Source organism: Deinococcus sp. Arct2-2 (genome assembly GCF_004801315.1).
GTDB lineage: Bacteria > Deinococcota > Deinococci > Deinococcales > Deinococcaceae > Deinococcus.
The window spans coordinates 49255-69819 of record NZ_SSNW01000012.1 but is presented as its reverse complement, the minus strand read 5'-3'; the positions used below and the strand labels follow the sequence as shown (position 1 = coordinate 69819).

16 protein-coding genes are annotated in these 20565 nt (G+C 64.5%); 2 read left to right on the top strand and 14 right to left on the bottom strand.

What is annotated here, in order from left to right; genetic code table 11:
* Positions 1-39: 39 nt before the first annotated feature.
* From xylB to xylF, 5 genes are all read right to left on the bottom strand, one after another.
* Positions 40-1518: a xylulokinase gene (gene xylB, locus E7T06_RS07845; RefSeq protein WP_136365273.1), complete on the bottom strand. Its 1479-nt coding sequence runs from the start codon at positions 1516-1518 to the stop codon at positions 40-42.
* Positions 1519-1521: 3 nt separating this feature from the next.
* Positions 1522-2688 (bottom strand): xylose isomerase, encoded by a 1167-nt coding sequence (gene xylA / locus E7T06_RS07840; RefSeq protein ID WP_136365272.1) that lies wholly within the window; start codon positions 2686-2688, stop codon positions 1522-1524.
* 36 nt (positions 2689-2724) lie between these two features.
* The gene (locus E7T06_RS07835) at positions 2725-3522 is read right to left on the bottom strand and encodes an ATP-binding cassette domain-containing protein (RefSeq protein WP_136365271.1); all 798 of its coding nucleotides are present in this window, start codon (positions 3520-3522) and stop codon (positions 2725-2727) included.
* The gene (locus E7T06_RS07830) at positions 3519-4739 is read right to left on the bottom strand and encodes a sugar ABC transporter permease (RefSeq protein WP_136365270.1); all 1221 of its coding nucleotides are present in this window, start codon (positions 4737-4739) and stop codon (positions 3519-3521) included. The genes E7T06_RS07835 and E7T06_RS07830 overlap by 4 nt, the downstream gene beginning before the upstream one ends.
* 115 nt (positions 4740-4854) lie before the next feature.
* Entirely contained in the window at positions 4855-5901 is a 1047-nt protein-coding gene (gene xylF / locus E7T06_RS07825; RefSeq protein WP_136365269.1) for a D-xylose ABC transporter substrate-binding protein, read from the bottom strand.
* A 379-nt stretch (positions 5902-6280) separates the two neighbouring features.
* Here xylF and E7T06_RS07820 point away from each other — a divergent pair, with 379 nt between their 5' ends.
* Positions 6281-7306, top strand: coding sequence for a LacI family DNA-binding transcriptional regulator (locus E7T06_RS07820; protein WP_136365268.1), 1026 nt, complete (start codon positions 6281-6283; stop codon positions 7304-7306).
* 272 nt (positions 7307-7578) lie between these two features.
* Here E7T06_RS07820 and E7T06_RS07815 read toward each other — a convergent pair whose 3' ends face one another.
* Positions 7579-10302, bottom strand: coding sequence for a hypothetical protein (locus tag E7T06_RS07815; RefSeq protein ID WP_136365267.1), 2724 nt, complete (start codon positions 10300-10302; stop codon positions 7579-7581).
* A 366-nt stretch (positions 10303-10668) separates the two neighbouring features.
* Between E7T06_RS07815 and E7T06_RS07810 the strand changes: the two genes are divergently transcribed.
* Positions 10669-11616: a hypothetical protein gene (locus E7T06_RS07810; RefSeq protein WP_136365266.1), complete on the top strand. Its 948-nt coding sequence runs from the start codon at positions 10669-10671 to the stop codon at positions 11614-11616.
* Positions 11617-11723: 107 nt separating this feature from the next.
* On the opposite strand, the gene E7T06_RS07805 is transcribed toward E7T06_RS07810, so the two are convergent.
* From E7T06_RS07805 to E7T06_RS07770, 8 genes are all read right to left on the bottom strand, one after another.
* Positions 11724-12734: an SDR family oxidoreductase gene (locus E7T06_RS07805; RefSeq protein ID WP_136365265.1), complete on the bottom strand. Its 1011-nt coding sequence runs from the start codon at positions 12732-12734 to the stop codon at positions 11724-11726.
* The gene (locus E7T06_RS07800) at positions 12731-13657 is read right to left on the bottom strand and encodes an NAD(P)-dependent oxidoreductase (protein ID WP_240740906.1); all 927 of its coding nucleotides are present in this window, start codon (positions 13655-13657) and stop codon (positions 12731-12733) included. Before E7T06_RS07800 ends, E7T06_RS07805 begins: the two co-directional genes overlap by 4 nt.
* Positions 13651-14622 carry an aldo/keto reductase gene (locus E7T06_RS07795; protein ID WP_136365264.1) on the bottom strand — a complete coding sequence of 324 codons (972 nt, stop codon included), beginning with the start codon at positions 14620-14622 and terminating at the stop codon, positions 13651-13653. Before E7T06_RS07795 ends, E7T06_RS07800 begins: the two co-directional genes overlap by 7 nt.
* 369 nt (positions 14623-14991) lie before the next feature.
* Positions 14992-15468 (bottom strand): hypothetical protein, encoded by a 477-nt coding sequence (locus tag E7T06_RS07790; RefSeq protein ID WP_205750850.1) that lies wholly within the window; start codon positions 15466-15468, stop codon positions 14992-14994.
* 140 nt (positions 15469-15608) lie between these two features.
* The gene (locus E7T06_RS07785) at positions 15609-16538 is read right to left on the bottom strand and encodes a CapA family protein (RefSeq protein WP_136365263.1); all 930 of its coding nucleotides are present in this window, start codon (positions 16536-16538) and stop codon (positions 15609-15611) included.
* A complete protein-coding gene (locus tag E7T06_RS07780) occupies positions 16535-18580 on the bottom strand; it encodes a DUF3160 domain-containing protein (RefSeq protein WP_240740905.1) in 2046 nt (681 codons plus the stop codon). Before E7T06_RS07780 ends, E7T06_RS07785 begins: the two co-directional genes overlap by 4 nt.
* Positions 18581-18729: 149 nt before the next feature.
* The gene (locus E7T06_RS07775; RefSeq protein ID WP_136365261.1) at positions 18730-19536 is read right to left on the bottom strand and encodes an ABC transporter ATP-binding protein; all 807 of its coding nucleotides are present in this window, start codon (positions 19534-19536) and stop codon (positions 18730-18732) included.
* Positions 19533-20474 carry an iron ABC transporter permease gene (locus E7T06_RS07770; protein WP_136365311.1) on the bottom strand — a complete coding sequence of 314 codons (942 nt, stop codon included), beginning with the start codon at positions 20472-20474 and terminating at the stop codon, positions 19533-19535. The genes E7T06_RS07775 and E7T06_RS07770 overlap by 4 nt, the downstream gene beginning before the upstream one ends.
* Between the last annotated feature and the right edge of the window lie 91 nt (positions 20475-20565).

Sequence of the window (20565 nt, the reverse complement as noted above, 5' to 3'; positions counted from 1 at the left end):
TCTTCTGGAGGAGCGCAAGACTCGCGCTCTAGACGTCCTTCAGGAATCCCGCCCAAGCAGCGGCAATCGGTGCTGCTTCAGCGCCTCAAGGTGTTGCTGCTTGGCTTGGGTGGTGTCCAGCGCCTGAATACTGCGGCTCTGAGACTGCAACGCTGCCATGGCTTCTTGAAGCGTGGTGTACATCCCTGCGGCTGGCATGGCCAAGATGGCCGCTCCCTCCGCCGCGCCCGGTTGGTGGAGGGAGCGCCGAACGTCTGAAGCCAGTGCCCCGGCGACGAGGCCCAGCCACAGGTCACTGCGGGCACCCCCACCGGTGGCGAGGAACGACTTCACGCCTGCCAGCGGTTTCATCACCTCGAACGTATCCGAGAGGGCCAGGGCCGTGCCTTCCAGCAGGGCGCGGGTGAGGTGGCCCCGGCCATGCGCGAGGGTCATGCCCGTCCAACTCGCCCGCAACTCCGGGTTCATCCACGGGCTGCGTTCTCCGGCCAAATAGGGCAGAAAAGTGACTCCGTCTGCGCCACTGGGAACCTCGGCGGCTTCCGCGAGCAGGGTCTCGAAGCTGGTGTCCGGCGCGAGCTTGTCCCGCAGCCATTGCAGCGCTCCCGCGCAGGCCAGCGTCACGCCCAGCAGTAGGTAGCCGCCGTCTGCGTGGGCAAACAGGTGAACTCGGCCCTCCGGATCGGGGGTGGGCGAGGGCAGCGGAGCAAACAACACGCCGCTGGTGCCCAGACTGACGCTGCCCAGTTCGGGACGGGCCGCCGTGAGGCCGAGGGCGATGCCTGCGGCGGCGTTGTCGCCTCCACCTGCCACGACAGGCAACCCCTGCGGCAAGCCCGTGTGCTGCGCGGCCCACGCGGTGAGTTGGCCCGTGATGTCCCACGAGCGCACCACCTCTGGAAACAGCCGGGAAGACAGGTTCAGCGCACCTAAGACTTCCTCGTCCCAGCGGTTAGAACCGAGATTCAGTGCGCCGACTCCCGAGGCATCGGACGGTTCGGTGTACATCTGCCCGGTCAACACGAAGCCCAAGTAATCTTTGGGCAGCAGCACCTGCCGAGTTTGGGCGAACACGTCCGGCTCGGCTTGGCGCAGCCACACCAGCTTGGGGAGCTGAAAGCCGGTCACGGCGCGGTTTCCCGTGCGGGCAATCAGGTCGGTACGGGGAACCGCGCGTTCGATCTCGGCCACGGCCCCTGCCGTGCGCTGGTCATTCCAGAGCGGTGCGGGCCGCAAGGGGCCGCCGTGCCCATCCAAGAAGACCGCGCCGTGCATTTGCCCACTCAGGCCCAGTGACAACGGAACGTGGCCCGCCGCGAGCAGCACCCCGGCCACCTCTCGTAGCGCCTCCAGTGTGGCGGCCACCCAGTCCTCTGGGCGCTGTTCCGTCCACCCCGGCTGGGGCGTCAGCAGCGGATAAGGTCTGAGCGCCTGTGCCAGCGTGCCGCCGTCTGCACCGAGCGCCACCACTTTCACACCACTGGTGCCGAGGTCGAGGCCAAGCGTTACCTCCGCCACGGCTTACCGCACGCCCAGCAGCAGGTCGATGGTGAGCTGGTCGATGTGCTCTAACCCCAGCCCGCGTGCGCCCAGGGCGGCCCGGTCAAAGGTCTGGGCCTTGAGCGCCTCGGCTTTACCGGCGCTGAAGCCCCGGCTCAAGTCTTCGAGTGCCGCGTCACTGACCCGGTAAGCGCTCAGGGCGGCCTGAATCTCGGCGTCCTCGTTAAACTGCCGCGCTTTCTCCTTCAAGATCAGGTAAGTTCGCATGCAGCCGCGGGCAAAGGCCCAGACGCCCTCTTCATCTTCGGTGCGCAGCGCGTGGGCGTCGAACTGCTTGGGGCCAGCGTACTGCGCGTCCTCCAGCAGCTTGACCAGCATAAACGCGGTCTTGATGTTCTCGGCCCCGAACCGCAAATCCTGATCGAAGCGGCCCATCTTCTGGTCGTTCAGGTCGATGTGAAACAGCTTGCCCGCGTCCAAGATTTGGGCCACGGCGTGCGCGAAGTTCAGGCCCGCCATCGTGTCGTGCGCAAATTCTGGATTGACGCCGAACAGTTCCGGCTGATCCAGCGTGGGAATGAAGCCGAGCATGCTCCCGGCGGTGGGGAAGAAGATGTCGCCGCGCGGTTCGTTCGGCTTGGGTTCGAGCGCGAAGCGGTAGCTGTAGCCCTGCGACTGGCTGTACTCGGCCAAAAAGTTCAGACTGTCTCGGAACCAGGCCAGACTGTCGAGCAATTTGCCGCTGGCATCGACTTCGGTGCCTTCTCGCCCGCCCCAAAAGACGTAGGTGGTGGCCCCCAATTCGTGCCCCAGATCCATACTGAGCATGGTTTTTTGCAGCGCGTAGGCCCGCACCCGCGCGTCGGCAGAGGTAAACGCGCCGTCTTTGAAGACCGGATCGGAAAACAGGTTGGTGGTGGCCATCGGAACCACCAGCCCGTGATCCGACAGGGCGGTCTGAAAGTCGCGCACCACCTGATCCCGTTCCTGTGCGCTGGCGTCGATGGGCACGAGGTCGTTGTCGTGCAGGTTGATGCCGTAAGCGCCGAGGGCGGCGAGTTTTTTGGTGATGTACGGCGCACTCAGCGGTGTGCGGGTCGCCTCACCGAAGGGATCGCGGCCCACGTTACCGACTGTCCAGAGGCCGAAGGTGAACTTGTCTGCGGGGGTAGGGATGTACTGGGTCATGGTGAACTCTCCTGAACAGAGGACGGGAGTGGGTGTTTAGCTGGACGCCGCCTGACCACGCGGCAGCTTGCCCGCGATGATCATTTCCAGCACTTCGTCTTGGGTGATGTCCGACGTGGGGGAACTGCCCACCACCCGGCCGTTTTTCATGACGGTCACGCGGTCGGCCAGATCGAACACGTCGTGCATGTCGTGACTGATCAGGAAAATGCCGACGCCTTCTTGCTTCAGCGACTGGATCAGTTCGTTGACCTGAGCCGTTTCCTGCGGGCCGAGCGCCGCCGTCGGCTCATCCATGATCAGCACGCGGGCTTTGAAATAGATGGCGCGGCTGATGGCGATGCACTGCCGCTGACCGCCCGACAGGTTGAACACCGGTTTTCGGAGGTCGGGCAGATTCACTTTGAGCCGGTCGAGTACCTTGCGGGCTTCCAGTTCCATCGTGTCTTCGTCTAGAACCCCGCCGCGCAGCAGTTCCCGGCCCAAAAAGATATTGGCGGCCACGTCGAGGTTGTCGGCCAGCGCGAGGTTTTGATAGATAGTTTCGATGCCCAGCAGTTGGGCGGCGCGTGGACTGCTCAGCTGAACCTCCTGCCCGTTCATCAGCACTTGGCCCGCGTCGGGGGTATACGCGCCGGAAAGCATTTTGATCAGGGTGGATTTGCCCGCGCCGTTGTGCCCCAGCAGGGCCAGCACCTCTCCGGGCATCAGCTGAACCGCGACGTCTTCGAGGGCGTGGATGCCGCCGAAACTCTTGAAAATGCCACGGGTTTCGATCAGCGGCGTGGAAAGATTGCCGTGTCCAGCCGCGCCCTGCTGTCTGGTGAGTGTCATTTGACCCTCCGCTTCTGAACCACCACGTCCAGCGTGACGGCCAACATCAGCACGAGGCCCTGAACGACGTTTTGCCACGCACTGGGCAAATCCAGCAGCAACATGCCGTTGATCAGGCTGGCCATCAGGACGGCTCCGAGGAACGCGCCGGGAATGCTGCCACTGCCGCCAGACAGCGACGCGCCGCCGATGACGGCCGCCGCGATGACGCTCAGTTCGGCCAGAGTGCCTGTCGAGTTGGTGCCTGCATTCAGGCGCGCGGTCTGGATGGCCCCGGCCAGTGCGGCCAGCAAACCCATCAGACCGAACACCATGATGGTGAGGCGAGTGGTGTTGATGCCCGCCAACCGCGCGGCCTCTGGATTGCCGCCGTAAGCGAAGACGTAGCGCCCGAAGCGGGTCGCCCGCACCACCCACATCATGATGGCCGTGACTGCCAGCATCACGAGTACCGGAACGGGGATGCCGCGTGGCAGGCCGCTGCGGGGATCGGCGTACCCGTTCATGACCAGCACGAACCCCAGCACCAGCAGCAGCATCGCGCCCGTGAATCCGGCCTGCACCAACACGGAGCGGTTGGGCAGGCCCCGTTTGGCCCGCTGCTGAAAGGTGCGGAGGTCTGAGACGAGAATGACGGCCATCAAGACCAAGCCGACGGTCCAGCTCCACGGGCCGCCAATCGACCCGTTCAGGCCGCCGCCGAGAATCTGAAAGCTGTCACTCAAGGGCGCGACGGTTTGGCCGCTGGTGAGCAGCCAAGCTCCGCCCCGGAAGATCAGCAGGCCGCCGAGCGTCACGATAAAGGAGGGAACGCCGAGCCGGGCGATCCAAGTCCCCTGAATGACGCCCACCAACGCGCCTAAGGCCAATCCCAACAGCAAGGTCAAGGCCGCGCCCCACCACGTATCGTCTGGAAAAATGCGGGAGTTGATGACCGCCATCGCCATGCCGGTAAACCCCAGAATGGAGCCGATGGAGAGGTCGATGTTGCGCATCACGATAATCAGCACCATGCCGCTGACCATCACGCCGACCGAAGCGGTTTGAACCGAAAGGTTCCAGAGATTGCGTGACGTCAGGAAGATGCCGTTGGTGAGGAGGTGAAAGACGATCCAAATGGCCGCGATAGCCAAGACCATGAAGATCAGGCGGCTGTCGAGTCCCAATCGGGTCATCACGGGAACCCGCGAAACAGCGGTGGTGCCGACTCGTTGCATGCGCTCTCCAGTGCTGAGTAGATCAAGTCCGGGTCAAGACAACCGGGGAACAGGACATCTCCCATTCCCCGGAGCGTTCTCCAGAGACCTTCGTTACGGATCTCAGGTACAGATGTTATTTGCAGGCGGCCGGGGCCAGCGCACCGGACACGCCCGCACAGATTTCGGCTTTGGTGGCCCATTTGGCTGTGATCAAGGTGCCGAGGTTGGCCTTGGTAATCACCACAGGTTTAAGCAGCAGGCTGCTGACCTTGACCTTGCGGGGCCCGCCGCTGAACACTGAGCTGCCCGGTACGGCGGCCACTTTGGTGCCTTTGGCGAGTTGCACGGCGATCTTGGCCGCTTCCGTGCCCAGCGTGCGCGAATCTTTCCAGACCGTCCCCGTTTGCAGGCCCTTGGCGATCCGGTTAAGGGCCGCCTTGTCGGCATCCTGACCCGAAACGGGCACCTTACCGGCCATGCCGACGCCCGCCAGCGCCGCCACTGCGCCGCCTGCCGTGCCGTCGTTCGAGGCCACCACCGCGTCGATCTTGTTCTGGTTGGCGGTCAAGAACTGCTCCATGTTGCGCTGGGCGATTTCGGGTTGCCAGCCCTCGGTAAACTGGTTGCCCACGTTCTTGATGGCCCCCGATTTGATGGCGGTTGCCAGCACTTCCAGTTGTCCGGCGTACAGCAGCGCGGCGTTGGGGTCGGTGGGGCTGCCCTTCACGAATACGTAGTTGCCGCGCGGCTTGGCATTCAAGATCATGCGGGCCTGCAAGCGCCCGACTTCCTTGTTGTCGAACGAGATGTAAAAAGCCCAAGGATCTTCGATCAGGCGGTCATAGGAGATGACGGGGATGCCTTCTGCTTTGGCCTTGGAGATGGCGGGCAGCACGGCAGAACTGTCTTGGGCCAGCACGATCAACACGGTCGCGCCGCGCGTCACCAAGCTTTCGATGTCCGAGAGTTGCTTCTCGTTGGAACTCTGGGCATCGGCGCTGATGTACGTCGCGCCCAACTTGGCGAGTTGCGTTTTGATGGCCGCCTCATCGGTCTTCCAGCGTTCTTCTTGAAAGTTAGACCAACTGACGCCCACCACCACAGGTTTCTGGGCAAAGGCAGGGGCGGTGAGCAGGGAAAAGCCGAGCAGAGCGGTCATGAGCGTACCCAGTCGTTTCATGGTTCTCCTGAAGAGCCTACTTGCCGGAAGGCAGCAGGGGAGGCTGGCCAGAACACCGGAGTGTCCGTGCAGCACGAGTCTGTTGAACAGCTTCAACAGGTTGCGAAATCGATTTCGTAATGACAAGTATACAGATTGCGGCCCAAAATGGAAGAGGGCACAGGGGCGTCTTTTTCTCGTTCGTCGCCCATTGCCTGCTCTCATTCCAGCGAGAGGAGAACTGCACTTCATAGCTGAAGGTCAGACGAGACGTGACGCCTCTGGGCTGATCTGCACTCTGCTCTGGGCGGGGCTGAACCCCTTCATCTGATCCTAAGTGAGCCGCACCGGATGGAGAACACGCGGGGCCGACAGCGACGTTTCGCCGTAGGATACCGGCATGAAGGTGAAGATCAAGGAAGTGGCGCATGCTGCGGGCGTCAGTTCTGCGACGGTCTCGAAAGTGCTGTCTGGGCGGGCGGAGTACTCGGTGCATGCGGGTACGGCGGAGCGGGTTCGGCAGGTGGCGCTCGATCTGGGGTACGTTCCAGACGTCGCTGCGCGGAACCTCCGCACCCGTCAGACCGGGCAACTTGGGGTGGTACTGGAGGCTGTCGGATCGTCGGAACCGGACAGTTTGCTGGGCAGTGTGACTGCTGGCAGCGCAGTGCGCCGAACCTTTGACGGAGCGATTATGGCGGGCCTGAACGACGCCGCCCGTGAACTGGGCGTGCCGGCCCTCGTGGTGTATCCGGGCGGCGGCAAATCGCCTCTGAGCTACTTGGATGGCCGGGTGGACGGGCTGCTGGTCAGTTGCGATCCGCTGCGGGGACACGGCCTGCTGGAGGCGCTGCAGGACGCGCCGCTGCCCGTGGTGGCGCTCTGGACGGAAACGGTGCCTCCCCACATGAGCGCGGTTGATGTCGATCACCAAGGGGGCAGCGCACTCGCCACGCAACATTTGCTCGACCTCGGACACCGCCAAGTCGCGTTTTACGGCGGGGGTGAGAGCAGCGGCGTCGAGCATTTTCGGCGGCGAGAATTTGGCTACCGGCAGGCGATGCAGGCCGCAGGTCAGCCGGCGCAACAGGCCATTCACGATGGCCGCCAACTGGTGAAAGCGGTGCGGGATGGCCGGGTCAGCGCCGTCTTTGCTGAAACGGATCTGGCGGCAGCGGCGGTCTTTCAGGCGCTGTCCGGGGCAGGTCTAAGGGTGCCCGAAGACGTCTCGTTGGTCGGCTTCGACGATATCCTGGGCGCGGAATATATCGCCGGGGGCCTCACCACCGTCTACCATCCAGCCGCAGAAATGGCTGCCGAAGGTATCCATGAACTGATGCGGCGGCTTCAAGGAGAGCAGCCCGCTCACTTGCTGTTGCCTCCACGTTTGATCGTCCGCCGGAGTACCCAGCGCCGGACGCCTTGACCCGCTGAACCATTGCCGACAGCCACGCCGATCAGAACATGACCTCTGCACTGAGTCAGAACGCCTACCAATTAGGCAGGCAGACCTCGATAAGCCCGAATTCATGACCCCAGAGCGGCTCTACCGTCGGTTTTTGCTGAGCAGAGACGCCCGCTGGACGCCCTGCGGCCACTGGAATACAGACTGGACAACGCTGGAAACGCCGTGATGGCTGGGTGTACTTGTGGTCTTTTCACTCGGTACAGGGTGCAGGGGCGGCAAGCAGTTTTTTGTCATTGGGAATCGGTCTGTCTGCTCTCCGCTTGTTCCAGCGGCCCGTCAGGGCGGGCTTGCGGCGCGAGTTGGGCGATGCCCAGCAGCAGCAGGCCCACCACCGTCAGGGCTGCGCCGCGTGCGCCGGTGCCCAGCGTGTCGAGGTCGAGCAGCACCAGTTTGCCCGCCGCCAAAGCGAAGAGGCCCAGACCCGTCCACCACACGGGTGAGGACAGGCGGGCGCGGCCCTGAGCCAACATGACTAGGCCGCCCGCAAACAGCACCAACGTGACGGGGAGCACGTCTCCAGTCAGCAGGCCCGCGCTGCCCAGCCACTGGGCCAAGCGGATGACCACCGCCGAGGCAAGGGCCGCGATGACGCCGCCCCAGAGGGCGGCCCCCGTTTCTCCGGCGGCGGTGGCCCGGCGACTGAGTTGAGCCGCCAGAGCCGCCGCCGCTGGAGGCCAAGGCAGCAGTCCTCGCCCGCGCACCGAGCCGAGCAAAAACAGGGCGGCGCAGGACAGCAGCACGGAGCCGAGAGACGACGCGGCCTGCGGGGAGGACGTGTCGGGCAAGTTCAGCGCTGTGGCGAGCGCTACGCCCAACAGGGGCAAAGACAAGACGGGCCAAGGCAGAACCGTTTTGACCCACGGCAGTCCCAGTGCCGCGCCCAGCAACAGGATGACCAACAGGGCGCTGCCCGGAAAGAGATGGACGAGGGCGATCACGGCTAGGCCGATGCCCAAGCCTTCGGCAAGCTGTTTTAGAACCAAGCTGCTGAGCTGCGTCGGCAGGGCGGCCCGCGCCAACAGCAGGGCAGTGCCGGGAAGACGCAAACTGAGCGCCAGCACCACACTGACCAACAGACTCGCCGCCAACCCGCTGCGGGTTTGGGCCGACGTAGCCCCGATCTCCGTCAATTCCAAGATCGGAGAGCCAGCCAGCAGAGTGAGCAGCGCCACCAACGAGGCCATCAGGAGCGGCAACGCCCGGCGCTCTGGCAGGCGGGAGGTGGCCGCCAATCCGGTCAGGACGCCGGCCAGCACCGGCAGCGTCACGGCCCAGATGTCTGGCCCCGGCCACCAACTGGGCAACTGACGACTGGCCCAAGTGGTCAACACGGCAGCGGCTACGCCAGCCACCACGCTGCCACTTCTGCCCCCAATAGCCAGCGCCGAGCCCAAGGCGGCGGCAGTCAGGAAGGCGTCGGCGGGGGCCACTTGAGGCAGTTGAGAGGCCAGCAGCCCCGACGCGGCGGCCACACTGCCCCACCGCCAAGGGGCCGACCCAGACCAGCGGCCATACAGCGCCAAGGCCAGCGCCAAGGGCAGCAACCGCTGAGCGCCGTCCCCAATGTCCAGCGCCGCCCCGAGCCACGCCGCAGCCACCGCCGTCGCGGACGCCACTCCGGCTTCACGCAGTCCGTCTGGCGCGGCGAACCCCACTCGCCGCACGCGTTGGGCAGCCACGACGATCAGGCCGCCCAGCAGGGCCAGCAACGATACAGACGCCGCTACGGAGTCTCTGAGCGCCAGCGACGTGATGGGGCTGGCCGTCAGCAGACTGGTGAGCAGCACCGCCAAGGCCAGTCCCGGCAGGCTCTTATCGGGCGTTCGCAGCGCCGTAGCCCGCCCCGTGAGGGTGCTGACACCTCCAGCCATCAGCAGGCCTAGAGCGGCCCACCCCGCAGGCGCTCCTGTTTGGGTATGGCTTTGGGCCACCACCAGCAGGCCCACGGTGCCCAAAGGAATCACCAGCAGGAGCCACCGCGCCGCCCAATGCCGGACACTCAGCGCCGCGCCCAGTGCGCCCGCCCCCACGCACAGGAGCGCCGTCTGCGCCCAGCCCAACACGCCCGAACCTGCGCCGGCAAAGCTGGGCGGAACAGCCAAATCGTCGGCCAAGAGCCACGTCGAGACTGTTGCGCCCGTGAGGGCCACCGCGATGCCCAGCAGCTCTCCCTGACGACGGGCGTGCAGGCCCACCAACAGGCTCAGCACCAACACCAACCCCAACACCCCGCCTGCGGGCAGCACGCCGACCTGATGCAGCGCGCCCATGCACAGCGCCAAAATACCGTAGCCCAGTCCCCGCAACGCGGCCCTGACCGCGCCGGTGGCGCGTGGAGCAACGGCGTACAAGGTCAGGCCCAGCAGCGCGGCCAGCACCAGTTGCAACTCGGGGGTCAGTACGCCCATCCGCGCCAGTTGCGCCAGCACCGCCGTCAGTCCGCCCAACGTCAGCAGCGCCCCGATCACGGCAAAGAGAAAACGTGGTGTGGGCGACCAGCCCGCGGCCGCAGGAGGGGGAACCGGCCCGCTGCCTTGGGCTGAAGCCGAACCGCTGGGAAAGGGTGCAGGCGGTGGCCCGTACATGAGGGGTGCGTTGCCCACGACTGGTTCTTGGGTGGGCATTCCCGGTGGAAACGAGTTGGCAGTGGGCCGGTCTTCTTGCGCTTCTCCCAAGCCTGCCTGTGCTGGGGCGGTGGAGCGAGGTTCACTAGGGAGCACCAGTGGAAAATTGCTGGGGATATAGGGTGGAAGCGGCGAGAGCGCCGCAGATTCCTGATTTGAAGGGCGGCCCAACCGGTTCACCTCTGCTCGCAAGCTGCTCAGTTCATTGCCCTGAGCAGCAATTTTGCGCTCCAGCTCGGCCAATTGCCGCCGCAGCCCCCCCCGAATGATCAAGGCGGGCAGGCAAAGAATCAGCAACAGCAGCACAATGATGACGGTGATGAAGTCCATTGGGATTCAGTATCCCTGTTCGTCGGCGGAAGCGGGCCGAAGTTATGAGGTTGTGAGCAAGGTCTAGGCGTGGAGACACTGTCTGAGCAGGCGTGTTGAGCAGGCGCGGCTGATGCCCAAAGACCGCTCAGAAAGTCGTTTGTTGTCGTGACCGTCCACCAGACTGAATTTCTCTTTCAGACCACTGGAATGTCAGGAGAGCAGAAACGGTTCGTCTGGTGATTCGACCTCTGGGGTGCGTTCCCTTCTTCGCACTGATTGGGCCGGGCGGTCTGAGCGCTTCGGATCAATGGGTCTGAGACCAGTCGCAGACGTGTCCTGAGGCTCCGTTCAACTTTTGTCAGAGCCGTCGCCTAAGCTACAGGCATGAAACTACGGGCGTGGGTGTTGGCGCTGGCTTTGGTGGGGGGCGCGTTGGGCGCAGGGCAAGCCGAACCGCTGCGGGTGGCGCAGGTCTACGCTGCCGGAACCACCATCGACGCCCCCACGTTGGGCTTCCGTCTCACCGTGCCGCCGGGCTATCAGGCGGAGTTAGGCCCCAGCGAGGATGCCCCCGGCGTGGCCCTCAACCTGCGTGGTTTGGAGGGCCGAAGCACCATCATCATCAGCGTGCTGCCCAACGCTCCGGCCAACGCGCTGCGGACGGCCTTTCCGGCCAAACTGAAGCTGGGTCAGCAGGAGGCCGTCCTGACTGCGCCGCCCACCCGAGCCGAGGTACAGGTGGCCCGCTACCGCCTGCCGGGGGGCGGAGTGCTGACCCGCACCGCCACCGTGCAGACCGTGAGTGGCGGCACCCCGACGCGGGTGACTGTCATGCTGCCCCACTCCCCGGATCAAAGTGAGGCGGCTGTTCAGGTGTTGAGCGCGGTGTTGCGGTCTACCGTACTGATTCCAGCCGACCCGGTGCCCGCCCAAGTGTGGGCCACGCGCCTGAAGGTGGCGCAAGGGGTGGCGTTCGAATCCATCAGGAGAACGTCGGGCGTTCCCACCGTGTTTATGGGCCTGTGCGCGGGCGGCGGCTACGCCCTTTCCATCAAAGGCAGCGCTGAGGGCGGCTTCCAAGCTGGCCTCAAAGGGCAGGTCACAGCCGTGCCCCTTTCTGCTAAGGCAGTGGCGCTGAAGCTGACGAACGCTTGGGGCACCTCGCTGGGAGTGATCGAGTTGAACGAGGAAACCCCACAATATACCGAGATGAGCCTGCAACTGAACGCGCCGCCCACCGACGACGATTACCTGATTCTGAGGAGCGCCAATACGGAAGCCACCCACCAACTGACCGGCATCAGCCTGTGGTGCAGCACTCCCGGACGGTAAGGCCGATAGAAAGTGCGGCCATTCCGCACCCGCCATCGTCGTTTTTACGACTTGCTCGGGAGCGGTCACGGCGGGTCAGTCTCCTCCGACCCGCACAATCACGCCCTCTAAATGTCTACAGCTCCTGATCTGCGTGGCCCCACGCCCTGAATCTGCCCGATAATATCGTCCATCACGCGCTCTAACTCTGCGTTGACGACCTGACGCGCCGGATCGGCGTCATACCAAGCCAGTACTTCCTGCACGCCGCGTGCATACGGAATGGTGGCCCGGAACTCTGGCACCAGACGCTTGATCTTGCTGTTGTCGAAGATGACGCTGTGGGCCTTGTCACCCAGCAGGCCCGCGCCCCAGTCGGGAGCGAAGGCGGCGATGATGTCGGACGGCACATGGACGATGTTCGCCTCTGCGCCCGCCGCTCCGGCCACCAGCTCAAAAATCTGGTTCCACGTCAGCCACTCGTCGCCGGTGATCTGCACGGCCTCACCGACCACTGCTGGGCGGCCCAGTAAACCCACGAACCCCACGGCAAAATCGCGGTGATGGGTCAGCGTCCACAGGGAGGTGCCGTCGCCATGAACGATGACGGGTTTGCCCCGGCGCATGCGGTCTACCACCGTCCAGCCGCCGTCCATAGGCAGCAGCGTCCGGTCATAGGTGTGTGAGGGCCGCACGATGGTCGCCGGAAAGCCGTCCTCGCGGTAGGCGCGGGTCAGCCGGTCTTCGCAGGCGATCTTGTCGCGGGAATACGGCCAGAAGGGGTTGTGCAGCGGCGTGGATTCCGTAATCGGCAGATGGCCCAGCGGCTTCTGGTACGCCGACGCCGAGCTGATAAAGACGTACTGTTTGGTTCGGCCCGCAAAAAGCTCCAGATCGGTCTCGATGTGTTCGGGGGTGAAGGCCACCCAGTTCACCACCACGTCGAACTTCAGCTCGCCCAGCGCCTCCCGCACGCTGCCCGGATCGCGGATATCGCCGTGCAGCACGGTTGCGCCCTCTGGAATGGGCCTTGACGACTCACCCCGGTTGAGCAGGAACAGATCCATGCCCTGCGCCAGCGCCAGTTCCGAACACGCCGAGCTGATGATGCCCGTGCCACCGATGAACAGAACCTTCATGGGTTCTCCTGTGCTAACTGTTGGCCCTGCTCGTCCAGCGTGCCGCGCCAACTGTGCTGAGGCTCGAAACCGAGCTGGGCGCGGGCGTGGTCGATGCTCAGCAGCGTCCCGAACCCCGTCAGCGATTCGCGCAGCGGCACACCGGGAAACACCTGTGCCATCAGCGTGCGTGAGGGAACCGGCATCACCGTGTCGGCGGCGGCGATGATGAAGCTGCTGGCTCCTTCAAGCGGCGCGGTCAGGGCCAAACGGCAGGCCAGCGCGGCGTCCCGCTCGTCGATATAGCCCCACAGATTCCAGTTGCGGGCGTGCAGATCCGGCCACGCCAGCTCTGGAAACCGGCGGTACTCCTCCGGCCCCAAGATGTTGGAAAACCGCAGGGCCACGAAAGGAATGCCCGAGTGACGCGCAAAATCCTGTGCCATCGTCTCGGTGACCACCTTGCTGAGCGCGTAGGACGATTCCGGGTGCGGGTAGTGCGCCTCGTCCACCGGGGCGTACTGCGGCGGCACACCAAACGGCAGGCCCAGCGTGGTTTCACTGGACGCCCACACCACCCGGTCTAGACCCAGCATGGTCGCCGCCGTAAAGACGCTGTGGTTCATGGTCACGTTCTGCACGAAGGTGTGGTGCGGGGCCTGAAGACCCGGAGCAGGAATATTCGCCAGGTGAATCACGCTGCTTGCCCCCTGCATGACTTCCAGCGTTTGACCCAGATCGGTCAGGTCTGCACGCAGGGCGGCTTTCAGCGAACCCGCCACAGTGCCGTCCGGCTTGGGAATGGGCTGGGTATCCACGGCAATGACCTCGTAGCCGTGTTCCAGCAGATGCCGTAGGGCAGCGCGTCCAGCCCGGCCCGCCGCGCCGGTCAGCACCACTGGCCCTGCCAGAGAGAGCTGGTCTGCCAAAGGAATATTTACCACGCGTAGGCTTCCGGAGCCTGTCCGCCGGGGCCGGGCCAGATGTCGTTCAGCTTGCTTACGCTGTCCTCTGTGAGCTTGATGTCCAGCGCTTTCAGTGCGCCGTCCAGTTGCGCTGCCGTGCGCGGGCCGATAATCGGGGCGGTCACGGCGGGTTGATGCAGCAGCCACGCCAGCGCCACATCTGCCGGGGACTCACCCAGTTCTTTACACAGCGCCTCGTACTGCTCCAGTTGCGGGCGGTGTTGGTCGATCTGCTTTTGCATGTTCTCGCTGGCGCGGCGGCCTGCGCTGGCTTTTTGCAAGACCCCGCCCAGCAGGCCGCCGCCCAGCGGACTCCAGGGGATCAGGCCCAAGCCCAGTGCCTGACACGCCGGAATAACTTCCAACTCGATCATGCGTGCCGACAGGTTATAGAGGCTCTGCTCGGACACCAAGCCCATAAAGTGGCGCTGGGCGGCCAGCGTATTGGCCTGCGCGATATGCCAGCCCGCAAAGTTGCTGCTGCCCACGTACAGCACCTTGCCTTCGCGCACCAGCTGTTCCATCGCCTGCCAGATTTCCTCCCAGGGCGTGGCCCGGTCGATGTGGTGCATCTGGTACAGGTCGATGTGATCGGTCTTGAGGCGGCGCAGGCTGTCCTCGCACGCCTTACGGATGTGGTAGGCCGAGAGCTTTTGATCGTTGGGGCCGTCCCCCATCTTGCCGTACACCTTCGTCGCCAGCACGATCCGGTCACGGTGGCCCGGATTTTTCTCCAGCCAGCGCCCGACGATCTGCTCGGTCACGCCCTGACCCGGCTGGCGGCCATAGACGTCGGCGGTATCAAAGAAATTGACACCACGGTCCAGCGCCGTATCCATGATGCTGTGGCTGTCCTGCTCGCTCGTTTCGGGGCCAAAGTTCATGGTTCCCAGACACAGGGGGCTGACTTTCAGGCCGGTGCGGCCCAGATGACGGTATTCCATACTTGACGCTACACCCGCAGGTACGGCAGCGTCATCCCGGCGCGGCCTTCATGCTTTCAGCAGGATTGGAACACGCACTCCCCAAATAGGCACGGACAACCGGGAGACAGTGGGTGGCTTTTGTGTGTCGACTAGGGCTGTGGGAGTCTCTACCCGTTATTGCCCGAGTTCAGTCTTTGATCCACCAGCGCTTTCTGTCATCGAACAGCGGCCACGCGGTTTGGCTCTCCCACCGATTTCCACCACGTTGCCGCGATGTCAGAGAACTTTTTCTCGGGCGGAGCAGTGAGACTGCCTGCGAATTGATCGGCACTTGGCGTATCAAGTTCAGCGACGAGTTCCCGCAAGGGCCGCACCACCGAAGCGCGTTCACGGCTCTTTTGTCCTCCGCTTCCCCAACTCGCTTGGAGTCCGCCGCAGCGTGTCAGGCTGCACAAGTTCGCGTCTCAGAAGGCCGAAGCCAAATCCTGTCCATTTCCAATAACTCTGGGCCACACCAGCGCCGTATCTGCCCCGCCGATAGGTGGTTTCCAGCGTGGCGAGCGTGCCATCCGGCAGAATCTTAAGCGCAGTGACGGGCTGAAAGAGAGCGCTGCCCATCCAAACAGAGCGGAACGCGCCGTCTTGCAGGAGTTTCAGCACAGCGATATGCGAGCTGGCCCCCTGAGCATCCCGGTTGCGGATAATGGGGGTCGGACGCGCCGTCCAGCGGGCGATGGGCCAGTCCTGCCAAGGCCGCCAGACGCTCAGCACGCATTCCGGCGAACCGTCGCCCGTCACATCGGCATAGGCACCGGAGCGCACCTCCCACGTGGCGGGGAGGTGGAGGGAGAGGCAGCGCTGCACAGGCGTTTCCCCGCCTCCCGCCCTTGCCCAAGACAGGCAGGCCAGAGCGCCGAGGAAGATCGAACGGCAGACTGGGCGAAACACGCGCAACTTGGGCTGGTTAGCAGGATTTCTCCGGGTCAGTCTGATGCTGCTTCCAGTCACATTCGCCCTTGCTTCGGGCAACTCTGGAGGTTCAAACGCGACAGCGCTTTCTGGAAGTTCAGCCCTTGGGCCAGCGCAACGCGTCCAGACCGAGTTAAGGTCGGCACGGCGCAGGCCGACAGCTGTGTGCCCTTCACCTGTGTCCCTCCCACCTGTGCGCCCCTGAATTGCACGCGCACCACCGCGCCCAACCACGCTTCCGGGTACGGCTGATCGAACAGCAAGTTGCCGAGGCTGTACAGCACCAAGGTGTCTCCGATGCGCTCGTGGCCTTGCAGGACGTGCGGCCCGCTCCCGACGATCAGCGTTGCGCCTGCCTGAGCCAGCAGCCTCGCCTGCGTGCGTTGCCGGGTGGTCACGGCGTTGTATTCCGCGCCCCAGTGCGGCATCACGATGACTATGTGGGCTTGCTGTCGGGCAGCCTGCACCTGCGCCAGTGGAGGCGGTGAACCGTCGTCGAGGTACGACAAAAGCGCCACGTTCAGGCCCCGAAAACTCTGAACCACAGGCTGTCTGGTCACAGGCGTCAATTGTTGCGCCCTCAGTAGGAGCATGTTTTGATGCTGACCCCGCTCGCCGCCGTCAAGCGCGTGGTTGTTCTCCACACTCAGATGCGTAAACGGGGTGAGCGCCTGCACAGCGGCCAGCGGGGCACGCAGGTCGATGCCGGCGGTGACTTTCGGCTGATCGGTGAGGGGCGATTCTAGGTTTGCCAGCACCAAGTCCCCCTGAAAGACTTCCCGCACTGCGCCGAATGTGTCCGGCCAGTGCTGATCCTGCGCCCTAGCTGCGCCGCGAGCCAGATTGATATCTCCAGCCAGCACCAGTGTGAAGGGTGGAGCCTCCCGGCCACCCGAAGTCAGTCCCACAGCCAGAAGGCAGGCGGCCAAGCTCCTGCCCACGTGGCGCAGGTCAGGGTGGATCACTTCACCACGATGCCGTCCAGCCAAGAGTGCGTGGGCGGAACCTGTCCCTTGGTCAGTCTGACTTTCCACGCTTCGTCGGTGAGGCGGTTGCTGCTCGGCACCGTGAACTCGTACTGGCTGTACACGCCGCCGTGCGCGACTTGCAGGCCGCCGTTCCAGTCGGGCACTACGGCGTACAGATCCTGAATAAAGCCAGTGCCTTCTTCTAGGGCCGTCGTTCCTGCTGTGGCGACGTCTGCGACGACGGCGGCCATAGCGTTTTCATCCAATTGGCTGCTGTTTCCTTCCTCGCCTTCGGCGTCCGTGCTGGACATCTTCATCTGTTCCAGCCAGCCGCCGTAGAAATGCAAGCGGTCATTGTCGTCGCGGGAAAGGAGTTGGCCGCTCAGTTGGGCGGTGGTGGCCTGGGTCAGCAGGGCCAGCATGTCGCGCAGTTCGTCTAAGCGGAACCGCGCCTCTGGCGACAGGAGGCCCTGACGTTGCAAGACGGTGCGGGTCAGCGCTTCCAGAGTTGCCAACCTGCTCCACACCGCCGGATTGGGTTCCACGAAGGCCCGAGGATACTTGGGTTCTTCGCCGCCTGAACCCATTTCGGCCATAACTTGCTTGGCGTACAAAATGGTGTCGTGCTTCAACTCTGTCCACGACCCCAGAGCGGTCAAGAGTTCCTTGCGCGTCCAAGCCGGTGTGCGCATGAAGGCGGGGTAGCGGTCATCGCGCGGGTCAGGTTTCGCCAAACCTTGCAGCGTGTAGATCCAACCGCTGTACACGCTGGTGTTCCAGTCGGCAGGTTTGAGCGCCGCAAAACTGGCCCGGACTTTGGTCATCTGCGCGTCGTAGTTCGCGTAGTTGCTCTCGCCCATCGCCCGCAGGATGTTCAGGGCGGCGTTGCTGCCTAAGCCAGCCAACAGGTCAAGCCCTTTGGGAAGCAGGCGCGGCTCATTTTGGGTGCCGACCTCGCGGTACACCAAGCGTTGCAGGGCCGCGCCGTCTAGGGTAAACCGCTGGCCCATCAGGCGGAAGCCCAGCGTCTCACGGTCACGCACTTCTCTGCCCTCACCGGGTTGAGCCACCACAAACACGCTGTTGACCTGAGGCGGGGGCAATTTGAACAGGGCGTTCTGAAGGGCTTGCAGCGTTCCCGCGTCTGCAAGCCGACGAACGGTTCCGCCTGTCACCTGCTTCAGCGCCGCCGCGTACTGACGGTAATCCAGATCGTCGCTTTTGCCCACCAGCAGAGCAGTCGGATCATAGAGCCGTGCCCAGAGCTTCTGCGCCTCTCCGTTTTGCGTGATCAGGTGGGTCAGCAGGGCCGCTGTGCGTGTCTCGCTGGCGTTCTGGGCACGCAGATTGATACGGCCCAGCCACATCATGCTGCGGAAATACCGTTTGAAGGTCTCGCTCCGGGTGTAATGCCCGCGCGGCACATACTGCGAGTAGTCCTCGGTCATCTGGCTGCCACTGAAAATACTGGACAGGCTTGGGCCAGCATGGGCGTCAATGCTCCTGAGTTCCGCCGTCACCAGTTGCTGCACAGAAGCGGGCGTCGCCGCAGCCGGGTCGATCAACCGTTGGGCCACCGCGAGGTACGCCAAGGCGTTCAGGGCGTCACGTTCCAGCGCCGTGCCCTTCAGGTTCGCGTGCTGCCTCACGGCGTCCGCGACCAGCAGCGCCGTCATGCGCTTGAGGGCTGGAGCGAGAGACTGGCGTTCGAGGTCACGCAGCACCTTGTCGAACACCAGATGATAGATGTGCAGCATGCTGTCGGTGGTCACGAAGACGGGCTGATCCGCGTACCGGTAGGCCTCATACGCCGCGTCGAACTGCCGCCACTTCGCAGGCGTGATCACGAATCCGTTCCGGCTCAGGGCGGCTGTTTGCGCCGCAGTCAACGCCGGGCGTTCCAGTGTTTGGGCGGCTTGCAAGATCTTTGGGTTGCTGATTCGTCCCAAGTTGACGGGAAGCGTGTAAGACGCGGCCTCCACCGAAGTGCAGGCCACCAATAAAATCGCCGGAATCAGTTTGTGCATACCTGTATTCATACCATCCACCGCCCACAGAAAGGGCGAAAGTGCAGGATCGTTTAGCTGGGTAGGGGTAAAAGCTGCCCGTCCGTTTCGCAGCATGGCAAGTCCGCTCGGATGAGACGGCGGCAAGGGCGTTGACCCGGTGCTGGCATAAAGTACGCCTTTCAGCGCGTCAACGCATACGGAATGATGTACGGCCTGCCCGTGTCCGGGTCACTCAGAAGGTGGGCCTTGAGGCCGAACACGTCGGTCAGCAAGGCTGGCGTCAGCACGTCTTCCGGGCGGCCTTGGGCGTAGACCTCGCCGTCCCGCATGGCGATGATCTCATCGCTGTAGCGCACCGCTTGATTCAGGTCGTGCAGCACCATCACCACCGTTTTGCCCTGCTCACGGTTCAGGCGCTGGGCCAATTGCAACACCTCCAACTGGTGCGACAAGTCCAGGTACGTGGTGGGTTCATCCAGCAGCAAGATTTCGGTTTGCTGGGCCAAGCTCATGGCGATCCATGCCCGCTGCCGCTGCCCGCCGGAGAGGGCTTCCAGCGGGCGGCGGCCGAAGATGGTCATGCCCGTCTGGGACAGCGCCCACGCCACCGCCTCGCGGTCTTCCGGACGGCGCACCGGGAAGCGGCCCTGATGCGGGTGGCGGCCAAACCAGACCAGTTCCTCCACCGACAGACCTTCGGGGGCAACCGGCCCCTGCGGCAACATCGCCAGCCGCCGCGCCACTTCCTTGCTGGGCAGGCTGTGCAGCGCCTGACCGTACAGCGTCACGTTCCCCCCGCTGACAGGCCGCAGCCGCGCCAACGCCCGCAGCACCGTGCTTTTGCCGCAGCCGTTGGGGCCGATGATACTGGTCACCTGCCCGGCCTTGAGGCTCAGATTCAGGTGCGGCACGATGACAGACGTGCCGTAGGCCAGCTTCAGATCGTGGGTGGACAGCGGTGAGGCGAGGTCTTCTGGGCGGTTCATGCGCTCCTTCTGAGCAGATACAGGAAATACGGTGCGCCTACCAGCGTGGTCAACAGCCCTGCCGGAACTTCAAGCGGCGGCAGCAGTGTGCGGCCCAAGGTGTCGGCGGCCAGCACCAGCAACGCTCCCAGCAGCAGACTCACCGGCAGCGTCCGTGCGTGCTTTGCGCCCACCAGCAGCCGAGCGAGGTGCGGAGCCAGCAAGCCCACGAAGCCCAGCAGGCCTGCCCCGGTCACGGCGGCTCCGGCCAGCGCGACGCCCACGCCCAGCGAGAGCAGGCGGGCAGGATTGACCCGCGTTCCCAGCCCGGTTGCCAAATCCTCGCCCAGATTCAGCACGTCCAGCGTGCGCGACAGCAGCAGCGAGGCGGGCAGCAGCACCAGCGCCCAGGGCAGCACGCGCCACAGTCGCTCGGCGTCCGCGCCGTACACCGTGCCCGTCAGGAAGGTCAGCGCCGAACCCAAGCCGTCGGGGGCACGCACCAGCACCAAGTGCTGAACTGCGCCCAGCGCCGCCGACACCGCCACGCCCACCAGTGCCAGCCGCACCGGAGGTAATCCGTCTGCCCCACCCCAGTCGCGCGAGAGCAGCAGCACCAAGCCGAAGCCGCCCCACGCTCCGGCCAGCGCGGCCCAAGGCAACCCGCCCGGCGGCGCGGCGGGCCAAGCCAGCAAAAACACGGTGGCCGCCAGCCCCGCCCCCGCCCCCACGCCGATCAGGTCTGGCGAGGCCAGCGGATTGCGGATCACGCCCTGCATCACCGCGCCGGACGCCGCGAACATCGCGCCGCACAGCAGCGAGACGCCCACACGCGGCAGCCGCAACTCCAGCACCAGTTGCCGGGTCAGGCTATCGCCGCCGCCCCACAGCGCCGCCCAAACCTGTGCCGCCGGGGTGGCTACCGCGCCCAACCCCAGTGCCAACACGCTCAGCAGCATGGTCAGCGTCGCCAGAATCCCGGCCACCAGCAGGGCGCGGGCACTGGTGAAGCGGGGAGAAAACGGGACAGTCACGCGGCAACCACTCCTC

Bases quoted from the DNA above. Each gene is read 5' to 3' on its own strand.
- xylA (WP_136365272.1), bottom strand. From the start codon at position 2,688: ATGACCCAGTACATCCCTACCCCCGCAGACAAGTTCACCTTCGGCCTC.
- E7T06_RS07835 (WP_136365271.1), bottom strand. From the start codon at position 3,522: ATGACACTCACCAGACAGCAGGGCGCGGCTGGACACGGCAATCTTTCC.
- E7T06_RS07830 (WP_136365270.1), bottom strand. From the start codon at position 4,739: ATGCAACGAGTCGGCACCACCGCTGTTTCGCGGGTTCCCGTGATGACC.
- xylF (WP_136365269.1), bottom strand. From the start codon at position 5,901: ATGAAACGACTGGGTACGCTCATGACCGCTCTGCTCGGCTTTTCCCTG.
- E7T06_RS07820 (WP_136365268.1), top strand. From the start codon at position 6,281: ATGAAGGTGAAGATCAAGGAAGTGGCGCATGCTGCGGGCGTCAGTTCT.
- E7T06_RS07815 (WP_136365267.1), bottom strand. From the start codon at position 10,302: ATGGACTTCATCACCGTCATCATTGTGCTGCTGTTGCTGATTCTTTGC.
- E7T06_RS07810 (WP_136365266.1), top strand. From the start codon at position 10,669: ATGAAACTACGGGCGTGGGTGTTGGCGCTGGCTTTGGTGGGGGGCGCG.
- E7T06_RS07805 (WP_136365265.1), bottom strand. From the start codon at position 12,734: ATGAAGGTTCTGTTCATCGGTGGCACGGGCATCATCAGCTCGGCGTGT.
- E7T06_RS07795 (WP_136365264.1), bottom strand. From the start codon at position 14,622: ATGGAATACCGTCATCTGGGCCGCACCGGCCTGAAAGTCAGCCCCCTG.
- E7T06_RS07780 (WP_240740905.1), bottom strand. From the start codon at position 18,580: ATGAATACAGGTATGCACAAACTGATTCCGGCGATTTTATTGGTGGCC.
- E7T06_RS07775 (WP_136365261.1), bottom strand. From the start codon at position 19,536: ATGAACCGCCCAGAAGACCTCGCCTCACCGCTGTCCACCCACGATCTG.
- E7T06_RS07770 (WP_136365311.1), bottom strand. From the start codon at position 20,474: ATGCTGCTGAGCGTGTTGGCACTGGGGTTGGGCGCGGTAGCCACCCCG.